This window comes from Pseudomonas bananamidigenes, assembly GCF_001679645.1.
Lineage (GTDB): Bacteria > Pseudomonadota > Gammaproteobacteria > Pseudomonadales > Pseudomonadaceae > Aquipseudomonas > Aquipseudomonas bananamidigenes.
Genome location: NZ_LRUN01000006.1, coordinates 24,701 through 39,614 on the forward strand (window position 1 = coordinate 24,701; position 14,914 = coordinate 39,614).

Here is a 14,914-nt window from a genome sequence, read left to right on the forward strand (position 1 = left end):
GTTACTCCCCTTTGCCGCCGTAGGCCTTGTCATTTGCCTTGGCGGGTGCCGGGTTCTTGGCGACGTTGGTCGCTTCGGTCGGATTGACCTGGACACCCGGACGCACGAATTGCAGCCCTTCGGTGATCAGGCGATCGCCGGCTTTCAGGCCGTCTTCGATCAGCCACTGGCTGCCGACGGTGCGGCTGGCCTTGAGCTGACGCAGTTCGACCTTGTTGTCCGCACCCACCACCAGCGCGGTCGGAGTGCCCTTGAGATCACGGGTCACGCCTTGTTGCGGTGCCAGAATGGCCGCGGCGTTGACACCGGCCTGCAACTGGGCACGCACGAACATGCCAGGCAACAGGGTGTGATCCGGGTTCGGGAACACGGCACGCAGGGTCACGGAACCGGTGGTCGGGTCGACCGACACTTCGGAGAATTCCAGCTTACCGTCGAGCTTGTACTGGCTGCCGTCTTCCAGGGTCAGCTTGACCGCGGCGGCGTTGTCGCCGGCCTTCTGCAGACGGCCGCTTTCCAGCTCGCGGCGCAGTTCCAGCAGTTCGACCGAAGACTGCGTCACGTCAACGTAGATCGGGTCCAGTTGCTGGATGGTCGCCATCGCATCGGCCTGACCGTTGCTCACCAGCGCACCTTCGGTGACCGAAGAACGGCCGATACGCCCGGAGATTGGCGCGTAGACCTTGGTGTAACGCACGTTGATCTGCGCGCTCTGCAGCGAGGCTTCCGATTGCAGGCGGTTGGACACGGCCGTGTCGTATTCCTGACGGCTCACGGCCTGCTCGTCGACCAGTTGCTTGTAGCGGTCGGAGATCGACTTGGTCGAACGCAGGTTGGCTTCGGCGCTCTTCAGGGTCGCTTCATAGACCGACGGATCGATCTGGTACAGCTGCTGGCCGGCTTTGACATCGCCGCCTTCCTTGAACAGACGCTTGAGAATGATGCCGTTGACCTGCGGGCGGACTTCAGCGATGCGGAACGCACTGGTGCGGCCCGGAAGTTCCGACGTCAGGGTAAAGGCTTGTGGTTGCAGGGTGACGACGCCGACCTGAGGAGGCGGTGCGGCGGGAGCCGCCTCTTCCTTTTTACATCCGCTGAGCAGCGATGCCAGGGCGACGGCAGTGACCAGAGCGGTAACAGCTGGCTTGAATTGCATGAAGATCCTCGGGTCAGGCGCGCGAAAAGCGCACAAGAAGTGTGGAAGGGTAAAAAATGGGTGCCGGGTGGATAAGTAGCTTGCTAATGAATATACTTACGTTCATGGTTGTTTGTAAACACCTTGGCTGCGTACCCAATCGGTTACAAAAGTCGTGGCAAGGTCTGAAATTGTAGGCCGGGGAAGTGATCCGCGAGAGATCCGCCCCTTTTTATTCAGCGGATATTCAGCCATCCCTGAACCATCCTGTTTGAGGTTTTACTGCCATGGTTCGTCGTACCAAAGAGGAAGCTCAGGAAACGCGAAGCCAGATTCTGGAAGCCGCCGAGAAAGCTTTCTTCGAAAGGGGCGTGGCCCGCACGACGCTCTCCGACATCGCGAGCCTGGCCGGTGTGACCCGCGGTGCCATCTACTGGCACTTCAGCAACAAGGCGGATCTGTTGCAGGCGATGCTCGAGACGTTGCGTGAGCCGCTCGACGAGTTGGCCAAGGCCAGCGAAAGCGAGGACGAGCTGGATCCGCTGGGCTGCATGCGTCAGTTGCTGATTCATTTGTTTCAGCAGGTTGCGCTGGATCCGAAGACTCGGCGTATCAACGAAATTCTGTTTCATAAGTGCGAGTTCACCGATGAAATGTGCGACCTGCGCCAACAGCGCCGGACTGCCAGTCTCGATTGCAATGTGCGGATCGCGCTGACACTGAGTAACGCGGTCAATCGTGGGCAACTGCCAGCGGACCTCGACACCGCCCGTGCTGCCATCAGCATTCACGCCTTTATCGACGGCATCCTGTATCAGTGGCTGCTGGCCCCGGACAGCTTCGAGCTGTACGCCGAAGCCGAGCGCTGGGTCGATACAGGGCTGGATATGCTGCGCTGGAGTCCCGGCCTGCGCAAATGAAACAAAATGCAAAATCGGATCAGGTTGGATCAATCAAGCAGGCGAAAGAAGATCCCTGTTCGTTCGCCTTGCTGCAACGGACTGCTTTTATATACCTCATCGAATCGAGTTGATACGTAGCGAACTACGTATTTTGTAGGGATTTTGTTTCATGTTTGTGAGCAGGTGTCAGCGCCCAACCTGATCAGCGCCCATGAAAAAGCCCCGGCTCTGGCGAGTCGGGGCTTTTTGCGTTTCGGCGCAGTGGCTTACAGCGTTGGGTAGTCGATGTATCCGACCGGGCCCTTGCCGTAGAACAGTTCAGGGCGAGCATCGTTGAGAGGGGCATCGGCCTTCAAACGAGCCGGCAGGTCCGGGTTGGCAATGAACGGGATGCCGAATGCCACGGCGTCGGCCTTGCCCTCGGCCAGCCAGGCGTTGGCGCTGTCCTTGGTGAAGCGCTCGTTGGCGATGTACGCGCCGCCGAAGGCTTCTTTCAACTGCGGGCCGAGGCTGTCTGCGCCTTCTTTCTCGCGGGAGCAGATGAAGGCGATGCCACGCTTGCCCAGTTCGCGGGCGACGTAAGTGAAGGTTTCGGCCAGGTTGTCGTCGCCCATGTCATGGGAGTCGGCGCGTGGTGCCAGGTGTACGCCGACACGGCCGGCGCCCCAGACTTCGATCGCCGCGTCAGTCACTTCCAGCAGCAGGCGGGCACGGTTTTCCAGGGAGCCGCCGTAGTTGTCGGTGCGCTGGTTGGTGCTGCTTTGCAGGAACTGGTCGAGCAGGTAGCCGTTGGCGCCGTGGATTTCCACGCCGTCGAAACCGGCGGCCTTGGCGTTTTCCGCACCGACGCGGTAGGCGTCGACGATGTCGGCGATTTCAGCGGTTTCCAGCGCACGCGGGGTCGGGAAGTCGGCCAGTGGGCGAACCAGGCTGACGTGACCTTTCGGCTGGATGGCGCTAGGGGCGACCGGGGTTTCGCCGTTCAGGTACGACGGGTGGGAAATCCGCCCGACGTGCCACAGTTGCAGGACGATCTTGCCGCCGGCGGCATGAACCGCCTTGGTCACATTGGTCCAGCCGCGCACTTGATCGTTGGACCAGATGCCCGGGGTGTCCGGGTAGCCGACGCCCATCGGAGTGACGGAAGTGGCTTCGCTGAGGATCAGCCCGGCGGAGGCACGCTGCACGTAGTACTCGGCCATCAGTGCGTTCGGTACGCGGCCTTCGTCGGCGCGGCAGCGGGTCAGCGGCGCCATGATGATGCGGTTGGACAGCTCGAGATCGCCCAGCTTGATCGGATCGAAAATTGTTGCCATGAGATACAACCCTCGTGAAGTCAGTGAGTGAATCAGTTAGCGGTGGCCAGCTCGGGGTTACCGTTCTGGCGGAATGTGATCAGGGTCACCAGCAGCGCCAGGACCGCCAGCGCGGCAGCGGCGAGAGGCACGCTGGTCAGGCCGTAGTCGTGGGCGATGACGCTGCCGCCGACCCAGGCACCCAGCGCATTGCCGACGTTGAAGGCGCCGATGTTCAGGGTCGACACCAGGTTCGGTGCGGCCTGGCCGTAGGTCACGACGTTGACCTGCAGGGCCGGCACCGCGGCAAAACACGCGGTGGCCCAGAGGAACAAAGTGATTTCGGTGGGGATCAGCGCGATGCTGGTCCAGGTCAGAACGGTGGAGGTCAAGGCCATGGCGATGAACACGCCGATCAGCGTGGCTGCCAGGCCCTTGTCGGCCAGTTTGCCGCCGATGATGTTGCCGACGGTCAGGCCCAGTCCTATCAGCATCAGGGTCCAGGTCACGCCACGGGGCGAGACGCCGGTGACATCACCCAACAGTGGTGCGACGTAAGTGAACAGGGTGAACACCGACGCGGCGAACAGCGCAGTCATGCTCAGGGACAACCAGATCCCGGCGCCCTTGAGGGCGGCCAGTTCGGCGCGCAAGTCGAGTTTTTCCTCGTCACGCTTGGCCGGCAAAAAGCGGATCAGGCCGAGCAGCGCAATCACGCCGATCACGGTCACTGCCCAGAAGGTCGAACGCCAGCCGGCTTCCTGGCCGAGGGCGGTGCCCAGCGGTACGCCCAGCACGTTGGCCAGGGTCAGGCCGGTGAACATCAGCGCCACGGCAGACGCGCGTTTGTTCGGCGCCACCAGGTTGGCGGCAACCACCGAGCCGATGCCGAAGAACGCGCCGTGACAGAGGGCGGTGATCACTCGGGCAAACATCAGTACGTTGTAGTCAGTGGCGATGGCGCAAAGCAGGTTGCCGATAATGAAGATGCCCATCAGCGCGACCAGTGCAGCCTTGCGCGGCAATCGCGCAGTGGCCATCGCCATGAATGGTGCACCGATCGCCACGCCCAGGGCGTAACCGGTCACCAGCCAGCCGGCACCGGGGATCGACACACCGAGATCGGTCGCCACATTGGGCAGCAGGCCCATGATGACGAATTCCGTGGTGCCGATGGCGAAGGCGCTCAAGGCGAGTATGAGTAGCGAGAGGGGCATCGTTTGGTCCTTTTGGCTGGCTGACGTTAAGGGTCAGAGCTCTTTGCTGAGGGTGCTGAGGAACGCCTGGATCACGTCCTCGTTGCGTTTGAAAAAGTGCCACTGGCCGGCTTTCTGGCTGCTGATCAATCCAGCGCGTTGCAGGGTGGCCAGGTGGGCGGAGACAGTCGATTGCGACAGGCCGCAGCGTTGGTCGATCTGCCCGGCACAGATGCCGTACTCGTGGTTGTGGATCTGTTCCGGAAACTCGGCTTTCGGGTCTTTCAGCCAGTTGAGGATGTCTCGCCGTACTGGGTGTGCCAGGGCTTTTATTATTTCGTCGAGGTCAATGTTCATGGCTGGTTGCTCGTGATGTATGTAGCGTTATATCGCGATGAGGCGAACTTTAAATCGGTATTTCGCGATATACCAATATGAATTCGATCTGACGACCGCATAAATCGGTATATCGGGTTATAACGATATGTGAGGTGTAAACAAACGCCGGCGCGGTGCTAAGCTGCGCCCATGAACTATCTCGCACATTTGCACCTTGGTGGCCAGCGTCCCGGTCAATTGCTCGGCAGTCTGTATGGCGATTTCGTCAAAGGGCGGCTGCAAGGGCAGTTTGACCCGGAGATCGAAGCGGCGATCGCCCTGCATCGTCAGATCGATGTGTTCACCGATCGTCATCCCTTGGTGGACGCTTCACTGGCGCGGTTCACCTCGACCCGCCGCCGCTACGCCGGCATCGTCCTCGACGTGTTCTTCGACCATTGCCTGGCCCGGGACTGGGCGCTGTACGCCGACCGACCGCTGGGGCAGTTCACCACCGATGTTTACCGCGTGCTGTCCAGCGAGCGGCAATTGCCCGAGCGCCTGGCGAAGATCGCGCCGCACATGGTGGCCAATGACTGGTTGGGTTCGTATCAGGAGTTCGAAGTGCTGGAGCAGGTGCTGCGCGGAATTTCCCGGCGCCTGAGCAAACCTGAAGAACTGGCGGGGGCGATGCAGGAATTGCGGCAGTTGTATGAACCGCTCAGTGATGACTTTCGCTTGTTCTACCCACAGCTGCAGGACTTTGCAGGCCGACAGCTGTAGGCAGAGGATGACGATCAGGCCGCAATCAGTTCGCCTGCGCGGCGTGGCTCGGCCGGTTTGGCCACCTCGCCGAACAACGCTTTCTGCACCGCTTGCTGGGCTTCATACGCCAGCGCCGCGCGCTCCCGACCCTGGCAGGCAATCGGCTTGAGCAGGTGAATGTCCACCTCGCCGCAATCGTTGCTGAACAGACGCATCAGGTGCGACAGCAAATCATCGTCACCAATGAACGGTGCCAGCGTATCGATCTCGCCATTGCGCAGATAACGGATCGCCACCGGTTGCAGCATCACTTCCGAATCAATCGCCGCCGACAGCAGGCGACCATGAAAGGTGCGCAGCGAACGACCGTCGGTGGTGGTGCCTTCCGGGAACATCAGCAGCGGATGATCTGTTTGCAGGTGACGGGTCATCTGTTTGCGGATCAACTGGCTGTCGCCCGAACCGCGACGGATGAACAGGCTGCCGGCCTTCGCCGCCAGCCAACCGGCCACCGGCCAGGTACGCACTTCGGCCTTGGACAGAAACGACAGCGGCGTCAGCATGCCGAGCAATGGAATGTCAGTCCATGAAACGTGGTTGCTGACCCACAGCATCGGCTGCTTCGGCAGCTCACCGTGGACGGTCACGCGAAAGGGCAGGGCATTGCTCAGGCGCGCCATGAAAAAACGCGACCAGCGCTGCCGGCGCTGCATCGAATGGGCCAGCCCCAGGCGTTCGAAAACCCCGAAGACACTGGCCATGCTCAGGCCCAGCGTCACCACCAGCAGCACCCGCGCGATTCGCGCGTACACCCGCAGCCGGCTCATCACACGGCCGCCTTGAAGTGCCTGGCATAGCGCGGGCAGAGCTCGTCGCGCTTGAGCAGGATGAACACGTCGGCGACCTGGAAATCTTCGTCCCAGCACGGCTCGCCACAGATCTTCGCCCCGAGGCGCATGTAGGCCTTGAGCAACGGCGGCATTTCGGCGATCACGTTGGAAGGAATATCCAGCGCCGGCAGCGGATTCTTCGGTTCGGCACGCAAGTGTTCGGTGCACAGATAACGCTCGCGCAGACGCTGCATGATCGCGTGCGCCTGTACGCCACCGTCCTGCATCGGGATGCTCGCGCAACCCATCAGGTAGCTGTAGCCGCCCTGGTTCAGCACCTCGGCCAGTTCGCCCCAGAGCACGGCGATGGTGCCGCCGTTGCGGTAGGCCGGGTCGACACAGGTGCGACCGATTTCCAGGATCGGCCCTTGAAGACCGGCGAGGCCATGCAGGCTGAATTCTTCTTCGCTGTAGAACCGGCCCAGGCTGCTGGCGGCGGTGTGATCGAGCAAACGGGTGGTCGCCACCAGGCGACCGGTGTTCAGGTCACGCACGCCGATGTGGCTGCAGTGAACATCATAGTCATCCATGTCCAGACCCAGTTCCGCGCCTTTCAGCTTGGCGTTGAACTCGCCGCTGAACACGTTGAAACGCAAGGCCTGGGCTTGCTGCAACGCTTCGGCGCCGATCAGGCGTTCGGCTTGCAGGCGGCGTTCATTGCCGGTGTCGCTGATGCGGGCGATCTGAGTCATTTGAATCTCCGTACGGGCCTTTAACCCGTCGTGGGTTACAGCCGATCGACTTTCTTTATGCAGCTGTGTTGTGCAAAGTCAGGCTATGTAGCCCCGGTGTCATCGCCATGAATGTTTGGTGATGCTTATATGACAGCCCACAAGGAGCCTCTGATGACCTGGTCGACCCTGCTTGAATGCCGCGAACGCCTGCCCGCCGTTGCCGATCTGGCGGAGGGTTTCGCCACGCTGTTGCATCAACTGGGCAGCGTCACGCCGTTCGAACTGGCGGTGGCGGGAGGGCGGCGGATGGCGACGCCGGGGCTGGCGTTTCTGGTGGGCTATCAGGCGGCGTTGCGCATGCTCTGGCCGAGCGCACCGCCGAGCCTGGGCGCGTTGTGTGCGACCGAGCAGCGCAGCCTGCGTCCGGCGGACATGCAGACCCGCCTCACGGATCTGCGCCTCACCGGGCAAAAGGATTTCGTCACCGCCGGCGATGCGGCGGACTGGCTGCTGATCGCCGCGCGCAGTGAGCAACCCGGCGAATCACCGCGTCTGAGTCTGGCGGTGGTGTACCCCGGCGAGTCCGGCGTGCGTGTGGAAAAACTCCCGGCGTTGCCGTTGATGCCGGATATCAGTCATGGTCGTTTGCACCTCGACGACGCCCTGTGCGAGTTGCTCGCCGGAGACGGTTGGGATGCCTACGTCAAACCCTTCCGTACCCTTGAAGATGTCTATGTACTGAGCGCCATGACCGCGTGGTTGTTCGGCGTCGGTCAGGACAGCGGCTGGCCGCAGCCGCTGCAATTGCGCTTGCTGGCGCTGTTGGCCGGGTGTGCGGAGGCCAGTCGCCAGCCGCCGAACAATCCGGCGGGGCATGTGTTGCTCGGCGGGTTGTTTGCGCAGTTCGACGGGCTCAAGCCGGAGGTCGATCAGGCGTTGCGCGACAGCCGTCCGGAGTGGGCGGCGATGTGGCAGCGCGATCAGGCGTTGATGCAGTTGGCGGCGGGGGCTCGGGCCAAACGGCTGGCCAAGGCATTGGCAGTGAATTGACTGACCCCTTCGCGAGCAGGCTCGCTCCCACATTCGAACGCTTTCCAATTGGAGGAACTCGATCAAATGTGGGAGCGAGCCTGCTCGCGATGGCGCCCTCAAAAACACCACACATCTGTCATGAACGCCGGCTAGGCTTGGCGGGTTCATCTCCAGAGCCCTCAACATGTTCAAAGGCCTGCCCCTTTTTCTGCTGCTGATCAGCTTCACGGTCCAGGCCGAACAATGGCCGGGCGAACAATGGCCGACCGCTCCGAAAATCACCGGCCCGGCCGTCGAGGCACTGGAGGCTTACGCCTTTCCCGCCCGCGACGACAACACCCGCCTGGGCATCCGCACCGATGCCTTGCTGGTGGTCCGCGACGGCCAGATCGTCTATGAACGCTATGGCGCCGCGACCACCGCCGACACTCCACACCTGACCTGGTCGATCAGCAAAAGCCTGATGGCCACGGTGATGGGGGTGGCCTACGGCGAAGGTTTGTTCAAGCTGGACGATCCCGTCGCAAAGTTTTACCCGGTGCTGGAAAAACACCCCGCGATCAAGATGGCCGATCTGCTGCACTGGGCCTCGGGCATCGACTGGCAGGAAGACTACGAATACGCCCCGCTGAAGTCCTCGGTGGTGGCGATGCTTTACACCCGTGGCCACCGCGACATGGCCGCGTTCACCGCCGATCACGACAGCTACGCGCCGGCGGGCCAGGCGTTCCGCTATTCCAGCGGCGACAGCAATCTGTTGGCGGCGGCGCTGAAAACCATGGTCGGTCCGCAGCGTTATCCGGACTATCCATGGACAGCGCTTTTCGATCCGTTGGGCATCCGCCACGCCACCTGGGAAACCGATGCCACAGGCACCTTCGTCGCGTCGTCCTATGCCTACCTGACGGCCCGGGATCTTGCGCGGATCGGCCTGCTGATGGAACGGAACGGGCGCTGGAACGACCGGCAGTTGCTGCCAGAAGAATGGGTGGCGTTCAACCGCCAGCCCTTCGGCGGCTACAAGGCTGATCAGGACGAAGCCGTACCCGGCGGACAGTGGTGGCTCAATCGCTCGGCGGAGGGCGCCCCCTCGCCATGGCCCGATGCACCGCCCGACACCTTCGCCGCCCTCGGTCACTGGGGCCAGGCGCTGTACGTGATCCCGAGCGAAAGACTGGTGATCGTGCGCTACGGCGATGACCGCGACGGCAGCTATCGCCATAACGAATTGCTCAAGCGCGTGCTCGGGGCGGTGCGGCCATGAAATTGTTCAGACGCCTCCTGTTGGTGTTGTTTGTCGTGCTGCTGGGCTGGGGCTGGCATGAACGGGAAAACCTGTGGGCCTTCCCCGATATCATCAGCGCCTATACCGCCAAGGAATACTGTTCGTGCCGCTACGTAATGAACAACGATGCCGAATATTGCCGGGGTTACGTCAAGCAGTGGTTGCCCGCTGAGCTGACCGATAACGCTGCACAAAAACTCGTCAGTGCCAGCGGCATGGGCCGTATCAACAGCGCCCAATGGCAGGGCGAGCGTCAGGGCTGTCGTCTCAATCCCTGATCAGCAAAATGAACTGCCAGTTTGCAACCCGGCTTCAGGCAGTTAAGGTTCGTGCAGGTTAATCGGCCCCACGAGTTTTCAATGTTCAACCGTTCTCTGTGCAACGCCTTCGCCGGCCTGCTGCTGGGCGCCGCTGCGCTGCCGGCCCAGGCCAACTGGTATCTGGACGGCGAGTCGTCGCGGCTCTCCTTCGTCAGCACGAAAAACGCCAACGTGTCCGAAGTTCAACGCTTTCTGGTACTGCACGGCAAGGTCGATCCCGATGGTCGCGCCGAAGTCGAGGTCGAACTGGATTCGATCAACAGCGGCATTCCGCTGCGCGACGAGCGCATGCGCAAGGAACTGTTCCAGATCGAACAATTTCCCGAAGCGACCATCACCACACAGATCGACCTGCGCCCGATCAACGATCTGGCGCCTGGCGCGCAGCTTGAATTGCGCCTGCCGCTGACCGTCAATCTGCATGGCAAACAGCGTGAATATCCCGCCGAATTGCTTGCCACGCGCCTCGATGACCGACGTTTTCAAGTGGTGACCCTTGAACCGCTGGTGATCAGTGCCGAGGACTTCGATCTGCTGCCGGGGCTGGAAAGCCTGCGCAAAATGGCCGGCCTGTCGGCCATCAGTCTGTCGGTGCCGGTGGGTGCGGTGCTGATCTTTGCGGCACGCTGACATGCGCGGCGCAGTGTTCCCCTGGCGTGACGGCAACCGCTTCGAACTGTTGATCGACGGCCCGCAATTCTTCCCGCGCATGCTTGAAGAAATCGCGGCGGCCCGGGAGCAGATCGAGCTGGAACTGTATCTGGTGGAGGCCGGCGCCTGTGCCGAAACCGTGGTCCAGGCGCTGGTGCTGGCGGCCGAGCGCGGGGTGCGGGTGCGGTGTCTGTTCGATGATTACGGCAGTCTCGCCTTCACCCTGACCTTGCGTCAGCGCCTGACCCTCGCCGGTGTCGAGCTGCGTTTTTACAATCGCCTGAGCTGGCGGCGCTGGGTCGGCAATTTCTACCGCGATCACCGCAAGCTGTTGCTGGTGGATCAGCGGCTGGCGGTGGTGGGCGGCACCGGGGTCACTGACGAGTTCTGGAAGCCGGGCCATGACAGCAGTGAATGGCATGAAGTGATGGTGCACATCTCTGGCCCGCTGGTGCTCGACTGGCAATTGCTGTTCGACCGCCAGTGGATCGCCAACCGCCATCGCCGGGCCTGGAAGCCCCACGCGAATTTTGGTCTGCCTCGACTGCCGCGAGTGCCTGACACGGGGGAGGGCATGGGCCGGGTGGCTTACGCCGACGCCCGTCAGCATCGCGACATCCTGCAGTCCTTGTTCCGTGCCCTGAACAGCGGCCAACAGCGCATCTGGCTGGCCACGCCGTACTTCCTGCCGACCTGGAAGATCCGCCGCTCCCTGCGCAAGGCTGCCGCCCGTGGTCTCGATGTGCGTCTGCTGTTGACCGGGCCGCGCACCGATCATCCGTCGGTGCGTTATGCCGGCCATCGCTACTACCCGCGCCTGCTCAAGGCCGGGGTGAAAATCTTTGAATACCAGCCGTGTTTCCTGCACCTGAAAATGGTGCTGGTGGACGATTGGGTGAGCATCGGTTCGTGCAACTTCGATCACTGGAATCTGCGCTTCAACCTCGAGGCGAATCTGGAAGCGCTGGACCCGTCATTGACGGCAGAGGTGGTGGCGAGTTTCGAGAAGGACTTCGGCCTGAGTCAGCAGGTGAGTCTGGAAGAATGGCAGCGTCGGCCATTGTGGCGCCGGGTGAAGCAGCGGATCTGGGGCTGGGTGGATCGGGTGGTGGTCAACCTGCTGGACAGACGCGGCTAGTCGCTGCCCCAAAACAACTGTGGGAGCGAGCTTGCTCGCGAATGCGGCCTGACAGTCAACATCAATGTTGAATGTGATGGCCTCTTCGTCGGATCGCCGCCCGGAGCAAGCTCGCTCCCACAGGTTTTGCAGTGTGCCTACTGTTACAGCAATTCAAAGCTCTGCTGCGTCACATCCTGGGAATCCAGGCCGATCTGCACGTTGAACTTGCCCGGCTCGGCGGCATATTTGAGCTGGGCGTTGTAGAACTTCAGGTCATCCTCGGTGATGGTGAAGTGCACGACTTTCTGTTCGCCGGCCTTGAGCATGATCTTCTGGAAGTTCTTCAGCTCCTTGACCGGGCGGATCATCGAACCGGTAACGTCCTGAATGTACAACTGCACCACGGTTTCGCCATCCCGCTTGCCGGTGTTCTTGACCATGACACTGGCGTCAAGCTTGCCGGTGGCGTTCAGGGTGGTCGACGACAGCGCCATGTCGCTCAGGCTGAAATCGGTGTAGCTCAGGCCGTAACCGAACGGAAACAGCGGACCTGTGGTGTCATCGAAATACTGCGAGGTGTAGTTGCCCGGTTTGCCCGGCGTGAAAGGCCGACCGATGCTCAGGTGGTTGTAGTAAGTCGGGATCTGGCCCACCGAACGCGGGAATGTCACCGGCAGTTTGCCCGACGGGTTGTAGTCACCGAACAGCACGTCGGCGATGGCGTTGCCGCCCTCTGTGCCGCTGAACCAGGTTTCCAGGATCGCGTCAGCCTGTTCCTTCTCCTGAAGGATCGTCAGCGGACGGCCGTTCATCAGCACCAGCACCAGCGGCTTGCCGGTGGCTTTCAGAGCGCGGATCAGCTCCCGCTGATTTTCCGGAATGTTCAGGTCGGTGCGGCTCGACGATTCGTGAGACATGCCACGGGATTCGCCCACGGCGGCAACCACCACGTCGGCCTCTTTGGCGGCTTTCACCGCTTCGTCGATCAATACGTTGGCCGGGCGCGGGTCATCGACCACTTCCGGGGCATCGAAGTTGAGGAAGTTCAGGTAATCGAGGATCTTCTTGTCGCTGGTGATGTTGGCACCACGGGCGTAGATCAGGTTCGACTTGTCGCCGATCACATTGCTCATGCCGTCGAACAGGGTCACCGATTGCGCCGGACGACCGGCGGCGGCCCAGCTGCCCATCATGTCGATCGGCGCCTTGGCCAGCGGGCCGACCAGCGCGACTCTGGCGGTTTTCTTCAACGGCAGGGTTTCGTTACGGTTCGTCAGCAGCACCAGGCTGCGGCGGGCCACTTCACGTGCTTCGGCGCGGTGCAGGCGGCTGTCGGCGTAGGTGTCGGCCGGATCGTCTTCAGCCTTGCCGATGCGCAGGTACGGGTCCTTGAACAGGCCCATGTCGTACTTGGCGGCGAGGACTTCCCGCACGGCGTTGTCGATGTCTTTCTGTTCGATCTCGCCGGACTTGAGCAGCCCCGGCAGCTCTTTGCCGTACAGGGTGTCGTTCATGCTCATGTCGATGCCGGCCTTGATCGCCAGCTTCGCCGCTTCACGACCGTCGGCGGCCACGCCGTGCTTGATCAGTTCGAAGATCGCGCCGTGGTCGCTGACCGCCAGGCCCTTGAAGCCCCACTCCTTGCGCAGCAGGTCGTTCATCAGCCAGGTGTTGGCGGTGGCCGGGATGCCGTTGACCGAGTTCAGCGCGACCATCACGCCACCGGCGCCGGCATCGATGGCGGCGCGGTACGGCGGCAGATAGTCCTGGTACATCTTCACCGGGCTCATGTCCACGGTGTTGTAGTCGCGACCGCCTTCGACCGCGCCGTACAGGGCGAAATGCTTGACGCTGGCCATGATGCTGTCGGCCGCGCTCGGCGTGTCGCCCTGATAGGCCTTGACCATCACTTTGGCGATGCGCGAAGTCAGGTAGGTGTCTTCACCGAAACCTTCGGAACTGCGACCCCAGCGCGGGTCGCGGGAGATGTCGACCATCGGCGCGAAGGTGATGTCGAGGCTGTCGGCTGCGGCCTCTTTGGCGGCGATGCGCCCGGACTGGCCAATGGCATCCATGTCCCAGCTCGACGCCAGGGCCAGGGGAATCGGGAAAATCGTACGGTGACCATGGATCACGTCGTACGCGAAAAACATCGGAATCTTCAGGCGGCTGCGCATCGCAGCGTCCTGCATCGGACGGTTTTCCGGGCGGGTGATCGAGTTGAACGTGCCACCGATGTTGCCGGCAGCGATCTCTTTGCGGATCAGCTCGCGGGGCATTTCCGGGCCGATGCTGATCAGGCGCAACTGGCCGATCTTCTCGTCGAGGGTCATTTGTTTCATCAGGTTACTGATGAACGCGTCCTTGTTTTCCAGAGGTACCGGGGTCGTGGCGGCCAGTACTTGATGACTGGCCAGACTGACGAACAGGCCCAGCAAACACAGCTTCTTCATGAATAGTTTTCTCAAGGGCCTAAACGGCGTTACAACACCGGCCAGCCAAAATTTAGGGAGCGACTATTGTTGTTCGGGTGCTGATTCAAAAAACGACAGCCGAATAGACGGCGCCAATGTCGGCGACGTGATCGCGCAGGGCCTCTTTTTAGCCCATCGGCCCGCTGCAATCCAGTGGCGCGGCTGATTATGTCCCGGGAGCCGGCCCGGAAGGTCCGGTGTGCGGTCATTCATGTCATGTGCAAGGGAGCTTCGAAACGATGAATGTCAGTCCTGTCTACCGCTCGCGCTTGCAGGTCGCCACCTTGCTGGTGCTGGCCATGCTGTTGACCGCTTGCGGCATCAACAACATTCCCACCCTCGACGAGCAGGCCAAGGCCGCCTGGGGTCAGGTGCAGAACCAGTACCAGCGCCGCGCCGACCTGATCCCCAATCTGGTGGAAACCGTGAAGGGCTACGCGAAACACGAAGAGGCCACCCTGACGGCGGTGGTCGAGGCCCGGGCGAAGGCAACGTCGATCCAGGTGGATGCCAGCACCCTCGACAACCCCGAAAAGCTCAAGCAGTTCCAGCAGGCGCAGGATCAACTGACCGGTGCCTTGAGCCGGTTGATGGTGGTGTCCGAGCGTTATCCGGACCTGAAGGCCAACCAGAATTTCCTCGCCCTGCAATCGCAACTTGAAGGCACGGAGAACCGCATCGCCGTGGCGCGCCGGGATTTCATTCTGGCGGTGCAGAAATACAACACCGAGATCCGCACCTTCCCTGGTCGCCTGTGGCACAGCGTGATGTACAGCGATCTGCCGATCCGCGAAACCTTCGAAGCCACCAGCCCCGGCGCGGACAAGGCCCCGGAAGTGAAGTTCTGAGCCGGGGAT

16 protein-coding genes are annotated in these 14,914 nt (G+C 61.8%); 9 read left to right on the top strand and 7 right to left on the bottom strand.

Annotated elements, in window-relative coordinates; all coding sequences use genetic code 11:
• Position 1: 1 nt before the first annotated feature.
• A complete protein-coding gene (gene emhA, locus BBF94_RS03040; RefSeq protein WP_065257580.1) occupies positions 2-1,156 on the bottom strand; it encodes an efflux RND transporter periplasmic adaptor subunit EmhA in 1,155 nt (384 codons plus the stop codon).
• A gap of 266 nt (positions 1,157-1,422) precedes the next feature.
• On the opposite strand from emhA, the gene emhR reads away from it, so the two are divergent.
• Positions 1,423-2,055: an efflux system transcriptional repressor EmhR gene (emhR, locus tag BBF94_RS03045; protein ID WP_065257581.1), complete on the top strand. Its 633-nt coding sequence runs from the start codon at positions 1,423-1,425 to the stop codon at positions 2,053-2,055.
• Positions 2,056-2,303: 248 nt separating this feature from the next.
• Here emhR and BBF94_RS03050 read toward each other — a convergent pair whose 3' ends face one another.
• From BBF94_RS03050 to BBF94_RS03060, 3 genes are read right to left on the bottom strand one after another with little or no spacing between them, the layout of a single operon-like run.
• A complete protein-coding gene (locus BBF94_RS03050; RefSeq protein WP_065257582.1) occupies positions 2,304-3,353 on the bottom strand; it encodes an alkene reductase in 1,050 nt (349 codons plus the stop codon).
• A 32-nt stretch (positions 3,354-3,385) separates the two neighbouring features.
• On the bottom strand, positions 3,386-4,549 hold the full coding sequence (locus tag BBF94_RS03055) for an MFS transporter (RefSeq protein ID WP_065257583.1): 1,164 nt from the start codon (positions 4,547-4,549) through the stop codon (positions 3,386-3,388).
• 33 nt (positions 4,550-4,582) lie between these two features.
• Positions 4,583-4,885, bottom strand: coding sequence for an ArsR/SmtB family transcription factor (locus BBF94_RS03060; protein ID WP_065257584.1), 303 nt, complete (start codon positions 4,883-4,885; stop codon positions 4,583-4,585).
• 171 nt (positions 4,886-5,056) lie between these two features.
• On the opposite strand from BBF94_RS03060, the gene BBF94_RS03065 reads away from it, so the two are divergent.
• Positions 5,057-5,629 carry an acyl carrier protein phosphodiesterase gene (locus BBF94_RS03065; RefSeq protein WP_065257585.1) on the top strand — a complete coding sequence of 191 codons (573 nt, stop codon included), beginning with the start codon at positions 5,057-5,059 and terminating at the stop codon, positions 5,627-5,629.
• A 14-nt stretch (positions 5,630-5,643) separates the two neighbouring features.
• On the opposite strand, the gene BBF94_RS03070 is transcribed toward BBF94_RS03065, so the two are convergent.
• Positions 5,644-6,438 (bottom strand): lysophospholipid acyltransferase family protein, encoded by a 795-nt coding sequence (locus BBF94_RS03070; protein ID WP_065257586.1) that lies wholly within the window; start codon positions 6,436-6,438, stop codon positions 5,644-5,646.
• Positions 6,438-7,193: an L-ornithine N(alpha)-acyltransferase gene (gene olsB / locus BBF94_RS03075; RefSeq protein ID WP_065257587.1), complete on the bottom strand. Its 756-nt coding sequence runs from the start codon at positions 7,191-7,193 to the stop codon at positions 6,438-6,440. Before olsB ends, BBF94_RS03070 begins: the two co-directional genes overlap by 1 nt.
• A gap of 153 nt (positions 7,194-7,346) precedes the next feature.
• Here olsB and BBF94_RS03080 point away from each other — a divergent pair, with 153 nt between their 5' ends.
• The 5 genes from BBF94_RS03080 to BBF94_RS03100 all read left to right on the top strand — a co-directional run bounded on the left by BBF94_RS03080 (position 7,347) and on the right by BBF94_RS03100 (position 11,601).
• Positions 7,347-8,225 carry an acyl-CoA dehydrogenase middle domain-containing protein gene (locus tag BBF94_RS03080; RefSeq protein ID WP_065257588.1) on the top strand — a complete coding sequence of 293 codons (879 nt, stop codon included), beginning with the start codon at positions 7,347-7,349 and terminating at the stop codon, positions 8,223-8,225.
• Between the two features lie 166 nt (positions 8,226-8,391).
• Complete coding sequence (locus tag BBF94_RS03085) at positions 8,392-9,471, top strand: serine hydrolase domain-containing protein (RefSeq protein WP_065257589.1); 1,080 nt, start codon at positions 8,392-8,394, stop codon at positions 9,469-9,471.
• Positions 9,468-9,770, top strand: a complete 303-nt coding sequence (locus BBF94_RS03090) for an amidase (protein WP_065257590.1) — start codon at positions 9,468-9,470, stop codon at positions 9,768-9,770. The genes BBF94_RS03085 and BBF94_RS03090 overlap by 4 nt, the downstream gene beginning before the upstream one ends.
• An 81-nt stretch (positions 9,771-9,851) precedes the next feature.
• Complete coding sequence (locus tag BBF94_RS03095; protein ID WP_065257591.1) at positions 9,852-10,442, top strand: YceI family protein; 591 nt, start codon at positions 9,852-9,854, stop codon at positions 10,440-10,442.
• A 1-nt stretch (position 10,443) separates the two neighbouring features.
• Positions 10,444-11,601, top strand: coding sequence for a phospholipase D-like domain-containing protein (locus BBF94_RS03100; protein ID WP_065257592.1), 1,158 nt, complete (start codon positions 10,444-10,446; stop codon positions 11,599-11,601).
• Positions 11,602-11,744: 143 nt separating this feature from the next.
• Here the strand turns inward: BBF94_RS03100 and bglX are convergent, their stop codons facing one another.
• Positions 11,745-14,036, bottom strand: a complete 2,292-nt coding sequence (gene bglX / locus BBF94_RS03105) for a beta-glucosidase BglX (protein WP_065257593.1) — start codon at positions 14,034-14,036, stop codon at positions 11,745-11,747.
• Between bglX and BBF94_RS27440 the strand changes: the two genes are divergently transcribed.
• Both BBF94_RS27440 and BBF94_RS03110 read left to right on the top strand, forming a co-directional pair.
• Positions 14,035-14,223: a hypothetical protein gene (locus tag BBF94_RS27440; protein ID WP_141676545.1), complete on the top strand. Its 189-nt coding sequence runs from the start codon at positions 14,035-14,037 to the stop codon at positions 14,221-14,223. The genes bglX and BBF94_RS27440 overlap by 2 nt on opposite strands.
• A 73-nt stretch (positions 14,224-14,296) precedes the next feature.
• Entirely contained in the window at positions 14,297-14,905 is a 609-nt protein-coding gene (locus BBF94_RS03110; protein WP_065257594.1) for a LemA family protein, read from the top strand.
• Positions 14,906-14,914: the final 9 nt, after the last annotated feature.

Bases quoted from the DNA above. Each gene is read 5' to 3' on its own strand.
- BBF94_RS03095 (WP_065257591.1), top strand. From the start codon at position 9,852: ATGTTCAACCGTTCTCTGTGCAACGCCTTCGCCGGCCTGCTGCTGGGC.
- BBF94_RS03055 (WP_065257583.1), bottom strand. From the start codon at position 4,549: ATGCCCCTCTCGCTACTCATACTCGCCTTGAGCGCCTTCGCCATCGGC.
- BBF94_RS03080 (WP_065257588.1), top strand. From the start codon at position 7,347: ATGACCTGGTCGACCCTGCTTGAATGCCGCGAACGCCTGCCCGCCGTT.
- emhA (WP_065257580.1), bottom strand. From the start codon at position 1,156: ATGCAATTCAAGCCAGCTGTTACCGCTCTGGTCACTGCCGTCGCCCTG.
- emhR (WP_065257581.1), top strand. From the start codon at position 1,423: ATGGTTCGTCGTACCAAAGAGGAAGCTCAGGAAACGCGAAGCCAGATT.
- BBF94_RS03090 (WP_065257590.1), top strand. From the start codon at position 9,468: ATGAAATTGTTCAGACGCCTCCTGTTGGTGTTGTTTGTCGTGCTGCTG.
- BBF94_RS03065 (WP_065257585.1), top strand. From the start codon at position 5,057: ATGAACTATCTCGCACATTTGCACCTTGGTGGCCAGCGTCCCGGTCAA.
- BBF94_RS03085 (WP_065257589.1), top strand. From the start codon at position 8,392: ATGTTCAAAGGCCTGCCCCTTTTTCTGCTGCTGATCAGCTTCACGGTC.
- olsB (WP_065257587.1), bottom strand. From the start codon at position 7,193: ATGACTCAGATCGCCCGCATCAGCGACACCGGCAATGAACGCCGCCTG.
- BBF94_RS03100 (WP_065257592.1), top strand. From the start codon at position 10,444: ATGCGCGGCGCAGTGTTCCCCTGGCGTGACGGCAACCGCTTCGAACTG.
- BBF94_RS03050 (WP_065257582.1), bottom strand. From the start codon at position 3,353: ATGGCAACAATTTTCGATCCGATCAAGCTGGGCGATCTCGAGCTGTCC.
- BBF94_RS03070 (WP_065257586.1), bottom strand. From the start codon at position 6,438: ATGAGCCGGCTGCGGGTGTACGCGCGAATCGCGCGGGTGCTGCTGGTG.
- BBF94_RS27440 (WP_141676545.1), top strand. From the start codon at position 14,035: ATGAATAGTTTTCTCAAGGGCCTAAACGGCGTTACAACACCGGCCAGC.
- BBF94_RS03060 (WP_065257584.1), bottom strand. From the start codon at position 4,885: ATGAACATTGACCTCGACGAAATAATAAAAGCCCTGGCACACCCAGTA.
- bglX (WP_065257593.1), bottom strand. From the start codon at position 14,036: ATGAAGAAGCTGTGTTTGCTGGGCCTGTTCGTCAGTCTGGCCAGTCAT.
- BBF94_RS03110 (WP_065257594.1), top strand. From the start codon at position 14,297: ATGAATGTCAGTCCTGTCTACCGCTCGCGCTTGCAGGTCGCCACCTTG.